Genomic DNA, 16,245 nt, shown 5'->3' on the forward strand with positions numbered 1-16,245 from the left:
GGCATTGACCGTCTGCTCGGTGTGGCTCTACGTTCTCGCTGAGCACAGTCGTGCTGTCTGCGCACAGCCTGTTGGAGCACTCAGAGCCAGGCCCACAGGAGGAGTCATGCGTCGCCTGCTCGCCGGTTTCACCGCCGGTGCCTTTCTGCTCGCCGCGACGGCCTGTGGTTCGTCCGGCGGCGGTTCGTCCGGCGGGAGCACGTCGTCCGGGGGCACCACCACGGTCAAGGTGGGGCTGATCCCGATCGTCGATGTCGCGCCTCTTTATCTCGGCCAGAAGAAGGGCTTCTACGAGAAGCAGGGCCTGAAACTGTCGCCGACGCTCGCCTCGGGCGGGGCCGCCATCGTGCCGGCGGTGGCTTCCGGCCAGTACGAGTTCGGGTTCTCCAACGTGTTCTCCCTGATGCTCGCCCAGTCCAACGGCGTGGCCCTGAAGGCGGTCTCCAACGGTGTCGCCTCAACGGGCGTTCAGGGCAAGGACTTCGGGGCGACCTTGGTGAAGAAGGACAGCTCCATCAAGACGGCCAAGGATCTTGAGGGCAGGAAGGTCGCCGTCAACACTCTCAAGAACATCGTCGAGTTGTCCGTGCGGGAGTCGGTGAAGAAGGCGGGCGGCGACCCGGACAAGGTGAAGTTCGTAGAGATCCCCTTCGACCAGATGGCCGCCGCGCTCGACAAGGGTCAGGTCGACGCCGCGATGGCGGTCGAGCCCGCGCTCACCACCATCAAGGACCAGGGCGGCCGCGAGATGGCCTCGTCGCTGGTCGACGTGGCACCGGACCTCACCGTCGCGACGTACTTCACCTCGGTGCAGTACGCGCAGCAGAACCCGGCTGTGGTGAAGAAGTTCCAGACGGCCACCGCCGAATCCCTCGCCTACGCCGACGCCCACCCGGACGAGGTCCGCCAGATCGTCGCCACCTACACGAAGGTCCCGGCGTCGGTGCTGGCCAGGGTGACGCTGCCCAAGTGGCCGGCCGAGGCGAACCGCTCCTCGATCGAGACACAGGCGAAGCTCGGCGAGGAGTTCGGCTTCTTCAAGAAGACGCCCGACCTGAACACGCTGCTGCAGTGAGGGGGACGAACATCACCCTCGGCGCGGCCGGGCTCGCGGCTTTCCTCGCTCTGGGCGAGGGGGTGCCGCGGCTCGGCCTCGTCAAGGAGGCCTACTTCCCGCCGACCAGCCGGATCGCCTCCGCCCTGTGGGACGAACTCACCGATGGTGCGTTCTGGTCGGCGCTCGGCGACACGCTCACCGGCTGGGCGCTGGGCCTGGCGATCGCGGTCGGCGCGGGTGTCGTGGTGGGCGTGGTCGTCTCGGTCGTGCCGTATCTGCGCGAGGCGACGGCCTCGACGATCGAGTTCCTGCGCCCGATTCCCTCGGTCGCCCTGATCCCGCTGGCCGTGCTGGTCTTCGGCACCGAACTGAAGTCGGTGCTGCTGCTCGTCGTGTACGCCTCCTTCTGGCAGGTGCTGATCCAGACGTTGTACGGCGTCCAGGACGTCGACCCGGTCGCCGAGGAGACGGCGCGGTCGTACGGTCTTGGCACCTGGGCGCGGGTCCGTCATGTGCTGTGGCCGACTGCGCTGCCGTATGTCATGACCGGCGTGCGGCTGGCCGCCGCGGTGGCGCTGATCCTTGCCATCACCGCCGAACTGGTCATCGGCGCTCCGGGGTTGGGCCAGCAGATCGCGGTTGCACAGACCTCGCAGGCGGTGCCGGAGATGTACGCGCTGATCGTGGTCACCGGTCTGCTGGGGCTGGTCATCAACGTGGGCGCGCGTGCCGTGGAACGGCGGGCCCTGGCCTGGCATCAGTCGGTGCGGGGGGAGGTGGCGGTGTGAGGAGCGTACTGCTGCGGCTGTTCTTCGTCCTCGCGCTGCCGGTGGTGCTGGTCGTGGTCTGGTGGGTCGCGTCGGCCGGCAGCACGGACCCCTTCTGGCCGCCGCTGCGGACGATCCTCAAGACCTTCCCGGACGTCTGGACGGCCGACCGGCTGCGCACGGACGTGCTGCCGAGCATCCTGCGCCTCGCGGCCGGATACGCGATCGCGACCGTCGTCGGCGTCGGGCTCGGCACGGTCATCGGCTCCTACCAGCGGGTGCGGGCGTTCTGCGAGCCGGTCCTGGAGTTCCTGCGGGCGGTGCCGCCGCCCGTGCTGGTCCCGGTCATCATGCTGTTCGTGGGCATCGGCGACACGATGAAGATCGTCGTGATCGCGAGCGGCAGCGTCTGGCCGATCCTCCTCAACACGGTCGAGGGAGTACGCGCGGTCGACTCGGTGATGCTGGAGACGGCACGTTCGTACGGCATCACCGGCATCGCCCGGCTGCGCAACCTGGTGCTGCGCTCGGCGAGCCCGCAGATCTTCGCGGGCCTGCGCCAGGCGTTGTCCATCGGCATCATCCTGATGGTCATCAGCGAGATGTTCGCGGCCAGCGACGGCATCGGCTTCACCGTCGTCCAGTTCCAGCGTAGCTTCGCCATCCCCGACATGTGGACCGGCATCCTCGTCCTCGGCCTGCTGGGCTTCCTGCTCTCCGTCGTCTTCCGGCTGGTCGAGCGCCGGGTGCTCGGCTGGTACCACGGTTTGCGCGCAACCACCCGGCGGCCTTGAATGAACATCCTGAAAGGGCGGTCCATGCTCGACGTACGCGGCCTGAGGAAGGTCTACGAGGGGTCGGGCCGACGCGTGGAGGCGGTGCGCGACCTCACCTTCACCGTGGAGGAGAGCGAACTCGTCTGCCTGGTCGGCCCGTCGGGCTGCGGCAAGACGACTCTGCTCAAGTGCGTGGGCGGACTTCTCGCCCCTACGGCCGGTCAGGTGCTGCTCGCGGACAAACCGGTGAGCGGGCCGCCGCCCGGAATGGCGTTCGTGTTCCAGGAGTACGGGCGCAGCCTGTTTCCCTGGATGCGGGTCGGCGAGAACATCGAACTCCCATTGAAACAAAAGGGCTTGAGAAAGACCCGGCGCAGGGAGCTGGTGGCGGACGCCCTGGAGTCGGTCGGGCTGACGGACGCCGCGGGGGCGTATCCGTGGCAGCTGTCCGGCGGTATGCAGCAGCGCGTTGCCATCGCCCGGGCACTCGCGTACGAGCCCGACGTGCTGCTGATGGACGAGCCGTTCGCGGCGGTCGACGCACAGACACGCGCCGACCTGGAGGACCTGGTACGGGGACTGTGGCGGGAGCGCGGGATCACGATCCTGTTCGTCACGCACGACATCGACGAGGCGGTGTACCTGGGGCAGCGGGTGGTCGTCCTGTCCGCCTCCCCGACCGTCGTACAGGAACAGCTGAAGGTCGATCTGCCCGACGAACGCGACCAGTTGCACACCCGGGTGGACCCGCGCTTCGCCGAGCTGCGCACGCATGTGTACGAGCAGATCCAGGCGGCGAAGCGCGGGACCGCGCGGGACGCGGTCACTCCGCCTCACTGAACCGAGCGGACCGTCCGGACAGGAAGTCCTCCGGCAGTCCGGTCAGGCGGTACTCGCCATGATCGTCGGTGCGTGCGCGTGCCACCTGGCGTCCACGGGAGTCGGTGACGGTCACTCGGGTGCCGGCGATCGGTAGGCCGCGTCCCTCGGCCAGCGCTCCCTGCAGCATCGGGGCGTCTCCGGTGTGCCCGGTGGGCAGCGCGTGGGGGGCCGGCGCCTCGATGGTGGGGTCCTCCACCGCGACTTCCGGCTCCGCCTCGCTGCCGTTGTGGGCCGCGGCCCGTTTCAAGCGGCGTTCCCGCAGGACGCCCACCCCGACGAGGGCGGCTCCCGCGACGAGCCAGGCGCTAGCACCAGTGTGGCCGGTTGGAGGTGGCGCCTGCGAGCCGTACACGCGCCACTCCTGGGCCTACGCTGACGGTGTTGTCGGCGAGGACACCATGTCGGCTCGCCTCGCCGTCCGCACTTCCCCGGCGTGTCCGACGGCGACGTGGCCGGCCGCCCCGGACGTTCGACGCCGCCTCACCGTCGCCCTGGGAAGACGGGTCTGAACCGGACGCTGGAAGTTGCCCGGCGACGGCGCAGGCTTGCTCGGGGCCGCCGAACGGCGGCGGCCGGCTCCTTCGGCTATGGAACGCCGGGCGTGCGGGCGCCTGTCGGCGCTCGGACGCTTCGCAACCGGAGGTCAGGGACGCGCCGTCACAGCCAGCCCCGGCGAGCCGCCTGCCAGGCGAGTTGCATGCGGGTGGTCGCGCCGGCGAGTTCCATCATGTTCTGGATGCGGCGCTGCACGGTGCGTCGGCTCAGGCCCATCTGGGTCGCGATCGCCTTGTCGGCCACTCCGGCCACCAGCAGGGCGAGCAGCCGCCGGTCGGTGGCGGTCAGGGGGTCCGGACCGTTCGCCCCGTCGGTACCGGAGACCGTTCCCGTGCTGTCGACGCCCAGGGGGACTGCGTCCTCCCAGTAGCGTTCGAAGAGGGCGATCAGGGCGGCCAGTAGATTGCTGTCCCGTACCAGTGCGGCGGTGGGCTCCTCCGGGCTGCCGTGCGGGCCGCCGGGCACCAGCGGACAGACGGCGATGGAGCGGTCCGCGATCGCGAGGCGCAACGGCAGATGCGGCACGGCGCGGGCGATCTCCCCCGCGCGAACCCCCGCCACCACGTTGTCGACGGCACCCTCGTCGTCGAAAAACGCCTTTTCGTACACGACGCGGTAGCGCACCCCGCGGGCCAGGGCCTCGAACTCCGCCGTGTTGCTGCCCGAGGGCATGGCCACGTACTGGGCCTTGCAGAACCAGAGCAGCTCGTCGTGGGCGCTCGCCTGGATCTGGCGCAGATGCTGGCGCAGCGCCTCGGCGCCGGTGATGACCTCGATCAGCTGACCGGCGTCCTGCCTGCGCATGGTGTCCCGGTAGGCCTCGAGCAGACTGGTCGCCTCGGCCCGGGCGAGATCCAGCGCATCGGCGTTGCGCTTCAGCCTCGGCAGGAGCGCCACGTCGGGGGGAGTGGCCCGGAAGTACCGTGGCAGTCCGTCCGTATGGCTCGCCATGCCCTTGGAGGTCAGCGTGTACAGGATGCGGGCGGCCTTCGCCTCGTCCAGCCCGGTCCTGCGGGCGACATCGGCGGCCGAGGCCCGGCCCGACATCACGAGCAGTCGGTAGACGGACTCCTCCACATCCGAGACCCCAGCGGGCTCCAGCGCCACGGCGCCCTCCCCGAGTCCGGCAGCTTGGTGGTTGAACACCGTACTGCATGGGGGCGGACAAGGCGGTGGGTGAGCGGGCGCGACCGCCGCCCACTCACCCACCGTGCCTGTCCTACCTGCGGCTAACCCCGCTGCAGGTAAGCCCGCCGCACCGTCTGCCGGACGGTGTCGCCCGCGGCGTCACGCGCCGTGACGCGCAGCGTCACATAGGCGTCGCCGTGCATCCGCGACGCCCTGGTGACGACCGCTCGGAATGCGTCCCGGCCGCGCTCGCTCACCGCCGCAGGGCTCCAGCTGCGCCCGTCGTCGTACGAGGCCTCGACCCGTACGGTCACACCGCGCGGCGCCGGAAGACCGTCCGGGGCGCGGACCGTCACGCCGACGGAGTGCGACCGTGCAGCGCGCACGGCGTTGTGGGCGTCCACCGGTATGTCGTAGTCGAGTTGGAGCAACGGCAGAGCGGTCGCCTCGGTGGTCGTCGTGGAGCGGAACGACCAGGACGTGTCGGTCGCGGTCGCGTACTTCCAGTCGTCCGAGACACGGGACGTGGTCAGGTCGAGCCGGTAGTCGGCGGCGCCTGCGGGCACCTCGAAGTCCGTCCAGGCACTGTCCGCCTCGGCGGTCTTCGTCCCGTTGCGGTACAACACGGCGGTGGCCGTGTCGCCGTTCTGCGCCGCGCTGGAGGTGCCGATACCGCCACCGCCGCCCACTTCCAGCCGCGACCAGTGGCCCGCCGACGAGTCGGTGAACTCCGGGATCCGCAGCCGCAGTACGTCTCCGTTGCGCACCGACGGGCTCGTGGTGCCGCGGGGGATCGACGGCCGGACGACCGCGCCCTGCCAGGCCTCTTGCGTGTGTTCGCCCGCCCGGTAGGTCCGTGGTGTGTCCCGCATGCCGACGGCCAGCGGCATGTCGATGTCGAAGGTGGTCGTGCGGTGCACCAGGTGCTGCCATCTGGTGTCACCCGCGCTGATGTACTCGGTGCGCTCGAAGCCGGTCGGTACGTCACGGGTGTACTGCAGCCAGGCGGTGCTCTGGTACGGGCGCCAGCCGAAACGCTGTTCACCCGCCCACCCGGCGCCGCCGTTGTCGGCGTACGTCGTGCGGACGACCGCGCTGTCGCGCTCGGACACGGTGTACACGACGTGCTGCGGAATCCGCTGCGCGGAGACCTGCATGACGTCGTACAGGTAGGGGCTGCGTGCGGTGCCCGTGAACGTCACCGTGGTGGCCCGGCGGCCGATGCGTGCCAGCAGTTCGGCTCCCGTGCGAGCACCGATCCGTACCGTCGGTACGGCCCAGCGTTCGCCGTCGGGACTCCAACGCGTCCAGCCGCTGTCGGCGAAGTGGATCAGCATGACGGCGCGTGCGCCGGCCGCGGCCGCCCGCGCCACCAGGTCCCGTTCGTAGGCGCCCGTCGGGTCGTTGACGACTGCGAGTTTGCCGCGGGCACGGCTGAAGTCAGGAGCGGCCGCGTCACCCGCGTCGACGGCGGTCAGGCGTGCGCCGTGTTGGTCGAAGAGGGGCGAGGAGGGCATGTAGTAGGCGTTGAGGTCCGATCCGGTGCTCGCCACGGCCGCCTTCAGGAGGGGCGCGACGAGCTGCCAGCGTGAGGCGAACTCGAAGGTGCCCTCGGTGACCTTGGTGGTGGGGCTGACGTACAGCCGTTTGGCGCTGTCGAAGTACATCGTGCCCTGGAGCACGCTGTGTCCGTCGAGCTCCCGGTACGTCTGGTAGCTGAGGATGCCGCGCTGTTCGGCGGGCCGGGGCGTGCGGATGTTCACCTGGGTGGTCCTGCGTGCGTCCAGGGTCACGGTCATGTCCTTGGTGACCTTGACCTCCGGGAGCACCACCTGGCGGAGTTCCTGACCGTCGCTCACCGTGTCCAGCCATGAGTTGTCCAGCTGGTAGGTGCCCTCCTCGACCTCGGCGACCGCCGGGTCGGTGCTGGTGTAGCCCACGAAACCGTCGGCTCCCCAGATGGTAGGCAGCGCCTGGACGCGCTCGCCATTGCGGTCGTAGGTCCTGACGGTGATCCGGTGCGTGGGGCCCCGCACGACCAGGCTCACCGTGGTGTGCACGGAGACCTTCCCGTCGGCGGAGGCGGCGGTCACGTAGCCGTAGTACTTGCCCTGTTGGACACGGGCCGGGTCGACCGTGAGCGGGACCTCGGCCGTGCCACCCGCCGGGACGCGTACGGAGCCGGAGCCGAGCCCCACTGCCCCTGGCGGGGGCGTCCGGCCGCCGGCTGTGGACAGCTTGAGGGTGAGCGCGAGGGTGAGGTCCTTGTCGGAGCTGTTCGTGTACCCCAGGGTCGTCGTACGAGGGTCTCCGGTTCCCGTCGAGAACGGGCCGAGGGCGACGGTGCCGGTGGCGGTGACCGGTCCCAGCGCCGCCGCGGCCACGTCGATGCGGCCGCCGCCCTGCTCGTTGACCGTCTGACCGGCGATCGTACGGGCCGTACTGATCAGCGCGTCCTTCAACTGGACGCCGCTCCAGTCGGGGTGGCGCTGGGCGAGCAGCGCGACGGCTCCCGCCACATGCGGGGTGGCCATCGAGGTACCCGACGCCGCCACGTAGTTCGCGTCGACCGGGTCACCCATCGTGGTCCCCGCGGCCCTCGCCGCCACGATCCCGACGCCGGGCGCCGTCACATCGGGCTTGACGGCGTCGTCGCCGATGCGTGGACCGCGACTGGAGAACGAGGCGAGCGAGTCGTCCCGGTCCACCGCACCCACCGTCAGGGCCGCGTCCGCCGCACCGGGGGAGCCCAGGGAGCCCGCACCCTGCTCGCCGCTGTTGCCTGCCGCCACGACGAACAAGGTGCCGGTGCTCCGGCTGAGTTCGTTCAGCGCCAGGCTCATCGGGTCCGTGCCGTCCGACGGCTGTTCCGACCCCAGGCTCATGTTGACGACCTTGGCGCCCTCCGACGCCGCCCACTCCATGCCGGCGATCACCTGGGACTGGCTGCCGTAGCCGTCGTCCCCCAGGACCTTGCCGACCAGCAACTCGGCGGCGGGCGCGACGCCCTTGCGGCTGCCGCCGGACGCCGCGCCGGTGCCGCCGACTATGGAGGCGACATGTGTGCCGTGACCGAAGACGTCCCCGGTACCCGAACTGCCGGAGAAGTCCTTGGCCTCCGCGATCCGCCCGGCCAGGTCGGGATGCGACTGGTCGACCCCGGTGTCCAGGACGGCGACCTTGACGCCCTCTCCCTGGTAGCCGGCCTGCCACACGTCCGGCGCACCGATCTGGGCGGTGCTGCGGTCCAGAGCCGCGTCCACACGGCCGTCGAGCCACACCCGGGGCGTGGTGGACAGCCCGGTCGCCTTCATCTCCCCGTCGTCGGGAGCTAGTTGCTTCCAGAACCGGCCGAGGTCGTCGTCGGCCACACGCATGGACGTCGCGTCGACGCTTTTGAGTCTGCGGACGGGGGAGCCGTCCTCGGCGAGGGCGGTCAGACCCCGTGCGGCGGACGCCTTCACGCTCTGCGGCTGTCCCACGATGAGCGGCAGCGCGTCGGTGTGGGCCTCGTCGTACCGCTGGTCGACGAGTGCGGTCACGTCGAACAGTTTCCGGTCCAGCCGTCCGGCCGCGATCAGATCGCTCGCATCGGAGGGAAGGACCGTCAGATGCCCGTCCTGTTCGATGGTGCGGAAGAGGATGTCCTGCCGTCCCGCTCCCGGTCGTACCGAGGCGATCCGGCGACCGTCCGCGGTCGTGGTGACCGTCACCCGGTCACCGGTGATCAGGCGCACGGTGGCGCCCTTCGTCCCCGCGGGCGCGTCTGCCACGGCCCTTGCGTCGCCGGTCCCGGCGGACACCGGCACCACGGCACCGGCAGTCAGCGCGAGCCCCGCCGATATCGCCGCCATCAGGCGGATCGGTCTCATCAGTCCCGTGCCTTCCCTTGTACGCGGTGAGTTGTTCATGCGCTGGAAAGAATCCGGTGGCGGCGAAGAGACTGTCACTCGATTCCCGTGGCACAGGTGGGACATGTCCCAAGGGCGACACGGGGCCCGACCGTTCGGCGCGGGCGGGGTTCTGCTGCGGCGTGCCGCCCGACACCCGTCTCGTAGCGTCGATATGGTGGATCTGTTGTCAACGCTTCAAGCAGGTGTTATCGTTGACTACATGGATACGAGACAGGCGATAATCGAAGCCACGGCATCCCTGCTGGCGCAGTCATCGACCGGTGACGTGTCCACCCGCGCGGTCTGCGAGGCGGCCGGCGTGCAACAGCCGGTGCTGTACCGGCTGTTCGGCGACAAGGACGGACTGCTGACGGCCACGGTCGACCACGTCTGGGACCAGTACCTCGGAGCCAAACGGGCCGCCGAGAAGTCCGACGACCCGCTGGAGGACCTGCGAGCCGGCTGGGACAGTCACACGGCCTTCGCGCTGGCCCACCCCAACGCTTACAAGCTGATGTTCTCCCCGGCTCTCCGCTCCGCGCCCGAGGCGGCGCAGGAGGCGATGCGCATCCTGCGCGAGGTCCTCCAGCGGCTCGCCGCGCAGGGCCGCCTCCGTGTCCCGACGGACGTCGCGGCCCGCATGGTCATGTCGGCCAACATCGGAGTGGCGCTCGCGCTGATCACCCGGCCCGCGCTGTATCCGGACACCGGCTTGTCGACCCTCGTCCGCGACGCGATCCACCGGGCCGTCCTGGTCGACCCCGGCGCGGACACCACGGCCCACGACACACGGGCGGCCGCCGCCACCACCCTGCTCGCCTCACTGGACGAACTCACCCCGGAACCCTTCACCCCCGCCGAATCGGCCCTGCTCGGACAGTGGCTGGAGCGGATTCCCGCCTCCGGCAAGGCCGGTTGAGATCCGCCGGCGCCCCGGCGCGGCGGGCGCACCGAACCCCCCTTCCCTCACCTCACCGAAGGACAGAGCACCATGACGGACGACAACACGCGCGTGGCCCTGGTCACCGGCGGCTCCGGCGGCATCGGCCGCGTGGTCGTGGAGCGCCTGGCCCGGGACGGCATCGCCGTCGGCGTGCATTACGCCGGCAACAAGGCCAGGGCCGACGAGGTGGTAGCGGCGGTCACCGCGGCCGGCGGCAGGGCCGTCGCCGTCGGCGGGGACGTCGCCGACGAGGACGCGATGTCAGCCGCATTCGACGCCGTGGAGCAGGAGTTCGGCGGCATCGACGTCGTCGTCAACACGGCGGGCATCATGCTTCTGTCCCCGATCGCGACGCTGGACCTGGACGACCTGGACCGGATGCACCGCACCAACATCCGTGGCACCTTCGTGGTCTCCCAGCAGGCGGCGCGCCGGGTGCGCGGCGGCGGAGCGATCATCAACTTCTCCACCTCCGTCACCCGGCTCCAGTTCCCGACCTACGGCGCCTACGCCGCGAGCAAGGGAGCGGTCGAGGCCATGACCCTGGTGCTCGCCCGCGAACTGCGCGGCAAGGACATCACGGTCAACGCCGTGGCCCCCGGACCCACTGCCACGCCCCTGTTCCTCGAGGGCAAGGACCAGGCCACGATCGACAACCTGTCCAAGGTCACCCCGCTCGAACGCCTGGGCACTCCCGAGGACATCGCCGAGGCCGTCGCCTTCCTCGCCGGACCGGCGCGCTGGATCAACGGTCAGGTCCTCTTCGCCAACGGCGGGGCGGCCTGACCTCCTTGTCGCCGGTGCGCTGCACCGTCACCGGGCCTGCGTCACTCGGCACGACGGCGGACCGCGGAGAGCAGCCGCCGCATACCCATCACGTGCCCACCCGTCCCTATGACCAGCCCGCGGTAGAGACCGCCGGCCGGGCCGGGAAAGGCGGCGCGGCTTTCGGCACGCAAACGTGATCGAGCCGGACCGACCCGTTCGAGGCGGAAGACGAGTGCGTAGGACGAGAAGCGATGCCTCCCCACGAGGACCAACTCTCGTCCGGGAAGCACGGCCGCGACCCGGAAACCGGGAAGCGCCGAGCCTTCGGCAAGGGGCCGTGGTCCGGACGCCTCGCGGTCGGCGCATCCCACCAGGCGCGCGTAGCCCAAGGCACCGGGGCGGGAGAAGGAGCCCTCCAGCGTCTCGCCGAGACTCCGCCAGACCTCGTAGGGCCCGGCCGCGATGTCCGTCACCTGCTCGTCGACGTAAGGCAACGAGTCGATGCGCATCGAGCCCTCCCCGAGGTCTGCCGTTCCCTCAGCACAACGTGGCGACCGCCGTTCGGTGGAGGAGGTCCTCGGCGTGGTCCCACGACGAGCCGTTCTCGACCACGAGCGTGCGCCAGCCCGACGGGCCGAACCAGAACCACAGCAGGCCCGCCGTCTCCTCAACGGTACAGGGGGGCGGCGGGTCCAGGGTGTGCAGGTGGCGGGCGGCGGTGTGCAGCGCGTCGCGGTACGCAGCGGTGTAACGCTCCCAGAGCGCCTCGCCGTTCTCGTGGACGGGCAGCGCCTTGTGGATCGCCTCGTGCACCGTGAACTGGCTCTCGTTGCCATAGCGCGTGCCCCGGGCCAGCCGCTCGAGTACCGACTTCGGTGTCCGCAGGGCGAGCAGGTCTGCCAGGGTCCGCTCGTAGTCGGAGGCCGTCTCGCCCTCTTCGACGATTCGGTCCAGGATGTCGCCCTTGCTCCCGACGCTCGCGAAGACGGTCTTGGGCGCGACGCCGGCCGCCGACGCGATGTCCGCGACGGTCACCCGGCCGTACCCCCGGTCGGCGAACAGTTCCGTGGCCCGCTCGAGGATCAGGGCACGCGTCCGCGCGGCCGCCTGCTCGCGCAGGGGGGAGACGTAGGGGCGACGTGAGGGCATGCGGTCATCCTAATGAATGTGGTCCGTGGTTGCCCTATTGATTAGGTGAGCTATAACCTCAATTCCGCGAACAGACGAGCCCAGCGGTTGAGGGCCGCCCTGTCCGCCGCAGCGACCCACCGCGTACAGCGGACGACCGGTGAAAGGCATGAACGCCATGGGTATGGACGCCACGGACCTGGCCGACGGGCTCTTCCGGGTCCTTGCGACCGGGGATCCGGAACTGGCCCTCGAGGTGGTGCACGAGGACTTCCACAACCGCGAAGCGGCTGTGGCTCCCTCGGCCTGCGCGCTCCCGGGGCCGGCCGGGACCCTCGCGTCGGGGGCGTGGATGCGGTTCGCCTTCACCGATCTGCGCTTCCCCGTCCTGGGCGTCGCCCGCAACGACGACCAGGTCTGGGTACGGCTGCGCATGCAGGGCCGCCACACCGGTGCGTTCGTCCGATTCCGGGACGGCGCCCTCGACCAGGCCATACCGCCCACCGGCCGCGAGATCGACTTCGAGCAGATCCATGTGCTCGACCTCCGTGACGGCAAGGTGGTCGGGCACGAGGCGGTGCGCGACGACATCACCATGCTCGGCCAGCTCGGTGTCTTTCCCCCGGCTCCGCCCACCGCCCTGCGCATGCTCGCCTGGCGGGTGACCGGACGGGCCGCCCGCGCGGCGGCCCAGGTCACGGCGCAGGCGGCCGAGGCGGCGGCCCAAGTCCAGGCGTGACGCGGCGCGGTCAGCGCGTGTGAGGTGCTCAGTCGTGGGCGGCCCACAGTCCGCGCACATGACCGAGGTGACGGGTCATCACCTTCCGTACGCCTCCTCGTCGCGGCCCAGCAGTGCGTCGAGGAGTTCGAGGTGCTCCTGGGCGGAGGCGAGCAGTCGGCCGGCCTCGGCCAGGGCGGTCAGCCCGTAGAGGCGGGACCGCTTGCGCAGATCTTCGACGACCTCGCGAGGTGCGCGTTGCCCCCGAGGGCGAGCAGGCCGAGGTGGAAGCGGGTGTCGGCCTCGACGTACGCGATGAGGTCCCCTGTCGCGGCGGCGCTGACGATCTCCCGGGCCGTCGGCCGCAGGGCCTCCAGCGAGACCCGGTCGGCCGTCCCCGCCAGCTCCACGGTGGTGGCGATCTCGATGAGCGAGCGGATATGGGTGTACTCGTCGAGCTGCTTCTCGGAGACGGCGGTGACCCGGAAGCCCTTGTTGGGGACGGTGTCGACCAGGCCCTCCTTGACCAGATCGAGCATGGCTTCGCGTACGGGGGTCGCCGAGACACCGAAGCAGGCGGCGAGCGCCGGTTTCCGCACAGCGGCGGCAGAATTGAAGAAGGACACCGGGTGCGCGGACACGATCACCGCGCTCCAGCAGCGGCTGTACCTCCCAGAGGTGAGCCCGAAGACGGGCTGGCTGGAGGAATGGATGTCACCCGACAACCTCGGCGAGGCCACTCACCGGCACCGGTCCCCGCTCGTCGGACTCTTCCCGGGGACCGGATCCGTCCCGACGGCTCCACTCCGGCCGACATCGTGGACGGTGCCATCGCCCTGCTCACCGCCCGCGGCATGAACAGCTTCGGCTGGGCCAACGCCTGGCGCAGCCTGTGCTGGGCCCGGCTGAAGAACGCCGAGAAGGCGTACCAGCTGATCGTGACCAACCTCCACCCGTCCACGAACGGCAGCAACGGTACGGCCTTCAACCTCTTCGACATCTACGAGGTGGAGCAGGGCCACGGCATCTTCCAGATCGATGCCAACTTCGGCAACCCGGCGATGAACGAGATGCTGCTCTACTCGCGCCCGGGCCATCTGGAGCTGCTCCCCGCGCTCCCCGACGCCTGGGCGTCGTCCGGCTCGATCACCGGAGTCGGCGCGCGCGGCGGATTCGGCGTCGACCTGCGGTGGCGGGACGGGACACCAAGCGAGGCCCGGATCCGCAGCATCGGCGGCCGCAGCACCACCGTGGCGTACGCGGGCAGGTCCCGCACGCTCACCCTGAAGCCCGGCGAGTCCGTCACGCTGAAGGACTTCACCCGGTGAGGGCCCGGTTCGCACAGGCGCGCCGCCTGCTCGTACTGCTGCTGCTCGCAGCCTGCGTCCAGGTCGCGCCCGCGGCGGCGGACGCGTCCGGCGGCCGGCACGACGTGATCACCTGGGGAGCGAGCGCAGACCGCATGGGGGACGCCGTCGCCGACCGGAGCTATCGGCTGGTCGTGCACACCAGCGTGGCCGGGGACGACCTGCGCATCCGGCTGTCCAACGCCTTCGGCGACCGGCCGGTGACGTTCGACGGCGTCTACGCCGGGCGTCGGCGGCAGGGCGCCGGACTGGTGCCCGGCAGCAACCGGCGGCTGACCTTCGGCGGCGCGCGCTCCGTGACGGTGCCCGCGGGCGCCACGGCGTACAGCGACCCGCTGCTCGGCAGGCTGCCCGCAGCGACCGAACTGGTCATCAGCCTCCACTCCCCGGACGCGGGGGGTCCGGCGACCGGGCACGGGATGGCGATGCAGACGTCGTACGCGACCTCCGGCGACCACACCGCCGAGGAGAACGCGGCCAACTGGACGGAGACGACCGGTTCCTGGTTCTACCTCGACGCCGTCACCGTACGGACGGACGCTGCCACCGGCGCCGTGGTCGCGCTCGGCGACTCCATCACGGACGGCTGGGCGTCCACGTCCGACACCGACCGCCGCTGGCCCGACTACCTCGCCCGCCGGCTCGGGAAGGCGAACACAGCGGTCAAGGGGGTCGCCGACGAGGGGATCTCCGGCAACAAGGTCTTGGCGGACGGCGCGGGCCAGAGCGCCCTGAACCGGCTACAGCGCGACGTCCTCTCGCATCCCGGAGTCCGCACGGTCTTCCTCTTCGAGGGCGTCAACGACATCAAGGCCCACACCGGCGTCACGGCCCAGGACATGATCGCGGGCTACCGGCAGATTATCGACCGCGCCCACGCCACCGGGAAGTGCGTCGTCGGCGCCACCGTCGCGCCGTTCAAGGGCTGGTCCGAGTGGGACACGGCCGCCGAGGCCGTACGACAGGAAGTCAACACGTTCATCAGGGTCAGCGGGGAGTTCGACGCGGTCACCGACTTCGACCAAATCCTCCGCAGCCCCTACGACCACGAACGGATCCTGCCCTTCTTCGACGGCGGCGACCATCTGCACCCCAATGACAAGGGCATGCAGGCCATGGCCGACGCGGTCGACCTCAAGAGCCTCGACTGCCGCGCTTGACTTGAAGCGCGCTCCAAGTTGAAGACTCCCGTTCGGGCCCGTAGCCGCGGGTCCGAACGGGAGGGACCACCATGAAGTACCGCACGATCGGCACCGATCCGAGGACCCGCCGTGAGGTGAGCGTGCTCGCGCTCGGCGCGATGCTGTTCGGCTCCCGGACGGACGAGAAGACGTCCTTCGCCGTGCTCGACCGCTATGTCGAGGCCGGCGGGACCTTCATCGACACGTCCGACAACTACGCCTTCTGGGTCGACGGGAGCCAGGGCGGGCAAAGCGAGGAACTGCTCGGCCGCTGGCGCCGCAGCCGCGGCGTCGGCGACGAGATCGTCATCGCCACCAAACTCGGCGCACGGCCGCTGGCACCCGGCACGAGTTACGTCGACAACCCGGAGGGGCTGTCCGCGAAGGTCATCCGGGAATCGGCCGAGCGCAGCCGCGAACGGCTCGGCGTGGACCGGGTGGATCTGCTGTACGCGCACATCGAGGACCCAACGGTTCCGCTGCGCGAAACCGTGGAAGGCTTCGCCGAACTGGTGGCGGAGGGCACGGTCGGCCTGCTCGGCGTGAGCAACCACGCCGTCTGGCGGGTGGAACGCGCCCGCGCCCTCGCCGCCGAGGCCGGGCTGCCGGGCTACGAGGTACTGCAGTACCAGCACAGCCATCTGCGCCCCCGCACCGACATGCCCGGCGACCTCTTCCCGGACGGCAGCCTGGGTGGCACGACCCCCGAACTGCTGAGCTACCTGCGGGCCGAGCCCGCGCTGACCCTGGTCGCCTACTCACCCCTCCTCACGGGCGCCTACGTACGCCAGGACAAGCACCTGCCGCCGGACTACGACCACCCCGGCACCGAGGCCCGGCTGGCGGTGCTGCGCGAGGTGGCGCGGGAGATGGGGGCGACGGTCAACCAGGTGGTGCTGGCCTGGCAGATCGGTGCGGACCTTCCGGTGATCCCGCTGGCCGGGGCGTCGTCGGTGGCGCAGCTGGAGGAGAACCTGGCCGCGGTCGACCTCCAGCTGACGGCGGAGCAGAGGGCACGGCTGGACGCGGCGCACTGAGGCGCCGGGGCGGCGAGGGTGCCTAGGCTGGGACCCGATCCACAT

General features: G+C 70.5%; 14 protein-coding genes and 2 pseudogenes. 10 read left to right on the plus strand and 6 right to left on the minus strand.

Annotation, left to right across the window (positions count from 1 at the left end):
* Positions 1-106 precede the first annotated feature (106 nt).
* Genes ACZ3TS_RS01255 through ACZ3TS_RS01270 form a run of 4 tightly spaced genes read left to right on the plus strand, consistent with a single transcriptional unit; the run spans position 107 to position 3,440 of the window.
* Positions 107-1,075 carry an ABC transporter substrate-binding protein gene (locus tag ACZ3TS_RS01255; RefSeq protein ID WP_467612301.1) on the plus strand — a complete coding sequence of 323 codons (969 nt, stop codon included), beginning with the start codon at positions 107-109 and terminating at the stop codon, positions 1,073-1,075.
* Positions 1,072-1,845, plus strand: a complete 774-nt coding sequence (locus tag ACZ3TS_RS01260; protein ID WP_467612304.1) for an ABC transporter permease — start codon at positions 1,072-1,074, stop codon at positions 1,843-1,845. Before ACZ3TS_RS01255 ends, ACZ3TS_RS01260 begins: the two co-directional genes overlap by 4 nt.
* The gene (locus tag ACZ3TS_RS01265; RefSeq protein ID WP_467612307.1) at positions 1,842-2,618 is read left to right on the plus strand and encodes an ABC transporter permease; all 777 of its coding nucleotides are present in this window, start codon (positions 1,842-1,844) and stop codon (positions 2,616-2,618) included. Before ACZ3TS_RS01260 ends, ACZ3TS_RS01265 begins: the two co-directional genes overlap by 4 nt.
* Before the next feature lie 24 nt (positions 2,619-2,642).
* Complete coding sequence (locus ACZ3TS_RS01270; RefSeq protein WP_467612310.1) at positions 2,643-3,440, plus strand: ABC transporter ATP-binding protein; 798 nt, start codon at positions 2,643-2,645, stop codon at positions 3,438-3,440.
* Here ACZ3TS_RS01270 and ACZ3TS_RS01275 read toward each other — a convergent pair.
* From ACZ3TS_RS01275 to ACZ3TS_RS01285, 3 genes are all read right to left on the minus strand, one after another.
* A complete protein-coding gene (locus ACZ3TS_RS01275) occupies positions 3,424-3,834 on the minus strand; it encodes a carboxypeptidase-like regulatory domain-containing protein (RefSeq protein WP_467612313.1) in 411 nt (136 codons plus the stop codon). The two genes, ACZ3TS_RS01270 and ACZ3TS_RS01275, sit on opposite strands and share 17 nt — an antisense overlap.
* Before the next feature lie 305 nt (positions 3,835-4,139).
* Positions 4,140-5,144 (minus strand): helix-turn-helix domain-containing protein, encoded by a 1,005-nt coding sequence (locus ACZ3TS_RS01280; RefSeq protein ID WP_467612316.1) that lies wholly within the window; start codon positions 5,142-5,144, stop codon positions 4,140-4,142.
* A 122-nt stretch (positions 5,145-5,266) separates the two neighbouring features.
* Positions 5,267-9,037, minus strand: coding sequence for a S8 family peptidase (locus ACZ3TS_RS01285; RefSeq protein WP_467612319.1), 3,771 nt, complete (start codon positions 9,035-9,037; stop codon positions 5,267-5,269).
* 241 nt (positions 9,038-9,278) lie between these two features.
* On the opposite strand from ACZ3TS_RS01285, the gene ACZ3TS_RS01290 reads away from it, so the two are divergent.
* Both ACZ3TS_RS01290 and ACZ3TS_RS01295 read left to right on the plus strand, forming a co-directional pair.
* On the plus strand, positions 9,279-9,977 hold the full coding sequence (locus ACZ3TS_RS01290; RefSeq protein ID WP_467612322.1) for a TetR/AcrR family transcriptional regulator: 699 nt from the start codon (positions 9,279-9,281) through the stop codon (positions 9,975-9,977).
* A 72-nt stretch (positions 9,978-10,049) separates the two neighbouring features.
* A complete protein-coding gene (locus ACZ3TS_RS01295) occupies positions 10,050-10,787 on the plus strand; it encodes an SDR family oxidoreductase (protein WP_467612325.1) in 738 nt (245 codons plus the stop codon).
* Between the two features lie 41 nt (positions 10,788-10,828).
* Here the strand turns inward: ACZ3TS_RS01295 and ACZ3TS_RS01300 are convergent, their stop codons facing one another.
* Positions 10,829-11,278 carry a hypothetical protein gene (locus ACZ3TS_RS01300; RefSeq protein ID WP_467612328.1) on the minus strand — a complete coding sequence of 150 codons (450 nt, stop codon included), beginning with the start codon at positions 11,276-11,278 and terminating at the stop codon, positions 10,829-10,831.
* Positions 11,279-11,306: 28 nt separating this feature from the next.
* On the minus strand, positions 11,307-11,918 hold the full coding sequence (locus tag ACZ3TS_RS01305; protein WP_467612331.1) for a TetR/AcrR family transcriptional regulator: 612 nt from the start codon (positions 11,916-11,918) through the stop codon (positions 11,307-11,309).
* A 148-nt stretch (positions 11,919-12,066) separates the two neighbouring features.
* On the opposite strand from ACZ3TS_RS01305, the gene ACZ3TS_RS01310 reads away from it, so the two are divergent.
* Positions 12,067-12,636 (plus strand): ester cyclase, encoded by a 570-nt coding sequence (locus tag ACZ3TS_RS01310; RefSeq protein WP_467612334.1) that lies wholly within the window; start codon positions 12,067-12,069, stop codon positions 12,634-12,636.
* Positions 12,637-12,664: 28 nt separating this feature from the next.
* On the opposite strand, the pseudogene ACZ3TS_RS01315 reads toward ACZ3TS_RS01310, so the two are convergent.
* Positions 12,665-13,205 (minus strand): annotated as a pseudogene (locus ACZ3TS_RS01315) (GntR family transcriptional regulator); the annotation flags it as partial.
* A gap of 1 nt (position 13,206) precedes the next feature.
* Here ACZ3TS_RS01315 and ACZ3TS_RS01320 point away from each other — a divergent pair.
* From ACZ3TS_RS01320 to ACZ3TS_RS01330, 3 genes and pseudogenes are all read left to right on the plus strand, one after another.
* Positions 13,207-13,943, plus strand: a pseudogene (locus tag ACZ3TS_RS01320) (glycosyl hydrolase family 95 catalytic domain-containing protein); the annotation flags it as partial.
* Positions 13,940-15,142 carry an SGNH/GDSL hydrolase family protein gene (locus tag ACZ3TS_RS01325; protein ID WP_467612337.1) on the plus strand — a complete coding sequence of 401 codons (1,203 nt, stop codon included), beginning with the start codon at positions 13,940-13,942 and terminating at the stop codon, positions 15,140-15,142. The pseudogene ACZ3TS_RS01320 and the gene ACZ3TS_RS01325, both read left to right, overlap by 4 nt.
* Positions 15,143-15,213: 71 nt before the next feature.
* A complete protein-coding gene (locus ACZ3TS_RS01330) occupies positions 15,214-16,200 on the plus strand; it encodes an aldo/keto reductase (protein ID WP_467612340.1) in 987 nt (328 codons plus the stop codon).
* Positions 16,201-16,245 lie beyond the last annotated feature (45 nt).

This window comes from Streptomyces sp. NPDC022910 (assembly GCF_055561075.1).

Excerpts from the sequence above, each read along its gene's own strand:
- ACZ3TS_RS01270 (WP_467612310.1), top strand. The coding sequence starts at position 2,643 with ATGCTCGACGTACGCGGCCTGAGGAAGGTCTACGAGGGGTCGGGCCGA.
- ACZ3TS_RS01290 (WP_467612322.1), top strand. The coding sequence starts at position 9,279 with ATGGATACGAGACAGGCGATAATCGAAGCCACGGCATCCCTGCTGGCG.
- ACZ3TS_RS01305 (WP_467612331.1), bottom strand. The coding sequence starts at position 11,918 with ATGCCCTCACGTCGCCCCTACGTCTCCCCCCTGCGCGAGCAGGCGGCC.
- ACZ3TS_RS01285 (WP_467612319.1), bottom strand. The coding sequence starts at position 9,037 with ATGAGACCGATCCGCCTGATGGCGGCGATATCGGCGGGGCTCGCGCTG.
- ACZ3TS_RS01330 (WP_467612340.1), top strand. The coding sequence starts at position 15,214 with ATGAAGTACCGCACGATCGGCACCGATCCGAGGACCCGCCGTGAGGTG.
- ACZ3TS_RS01255 (WP_467612301.1), top strand. The coding sequence starts at position 107 with ATGCGTCGCCTGCTCGCCGGTTTCACCGCCGGTGCCTTTCTGCTCGCC.
- ACZ3TS_RS01310 (WP_467612334.1), top strand. The coding sequence starts at position 12,067 with ATGAACGCCATGGGTATGGACGCCACGGACCTGGCCGACGGGCTCTTC.
- ACZ3TS_RS01295 (WP_467612325.1), top strand. The coding sequence starts at position 10,050 with ATGACGGACGACAACACGCGCGTGGCCCTGGTCACCGGCGGCTCCGGC.
- ACZ3TS_RS01300 (WP_467612328.1), bottom strand. The coding sequence starts at position 11,278 with ATGCGCATCGACTCGTTGCCTTACGTCGACGAGCAGGTGACGGACATC.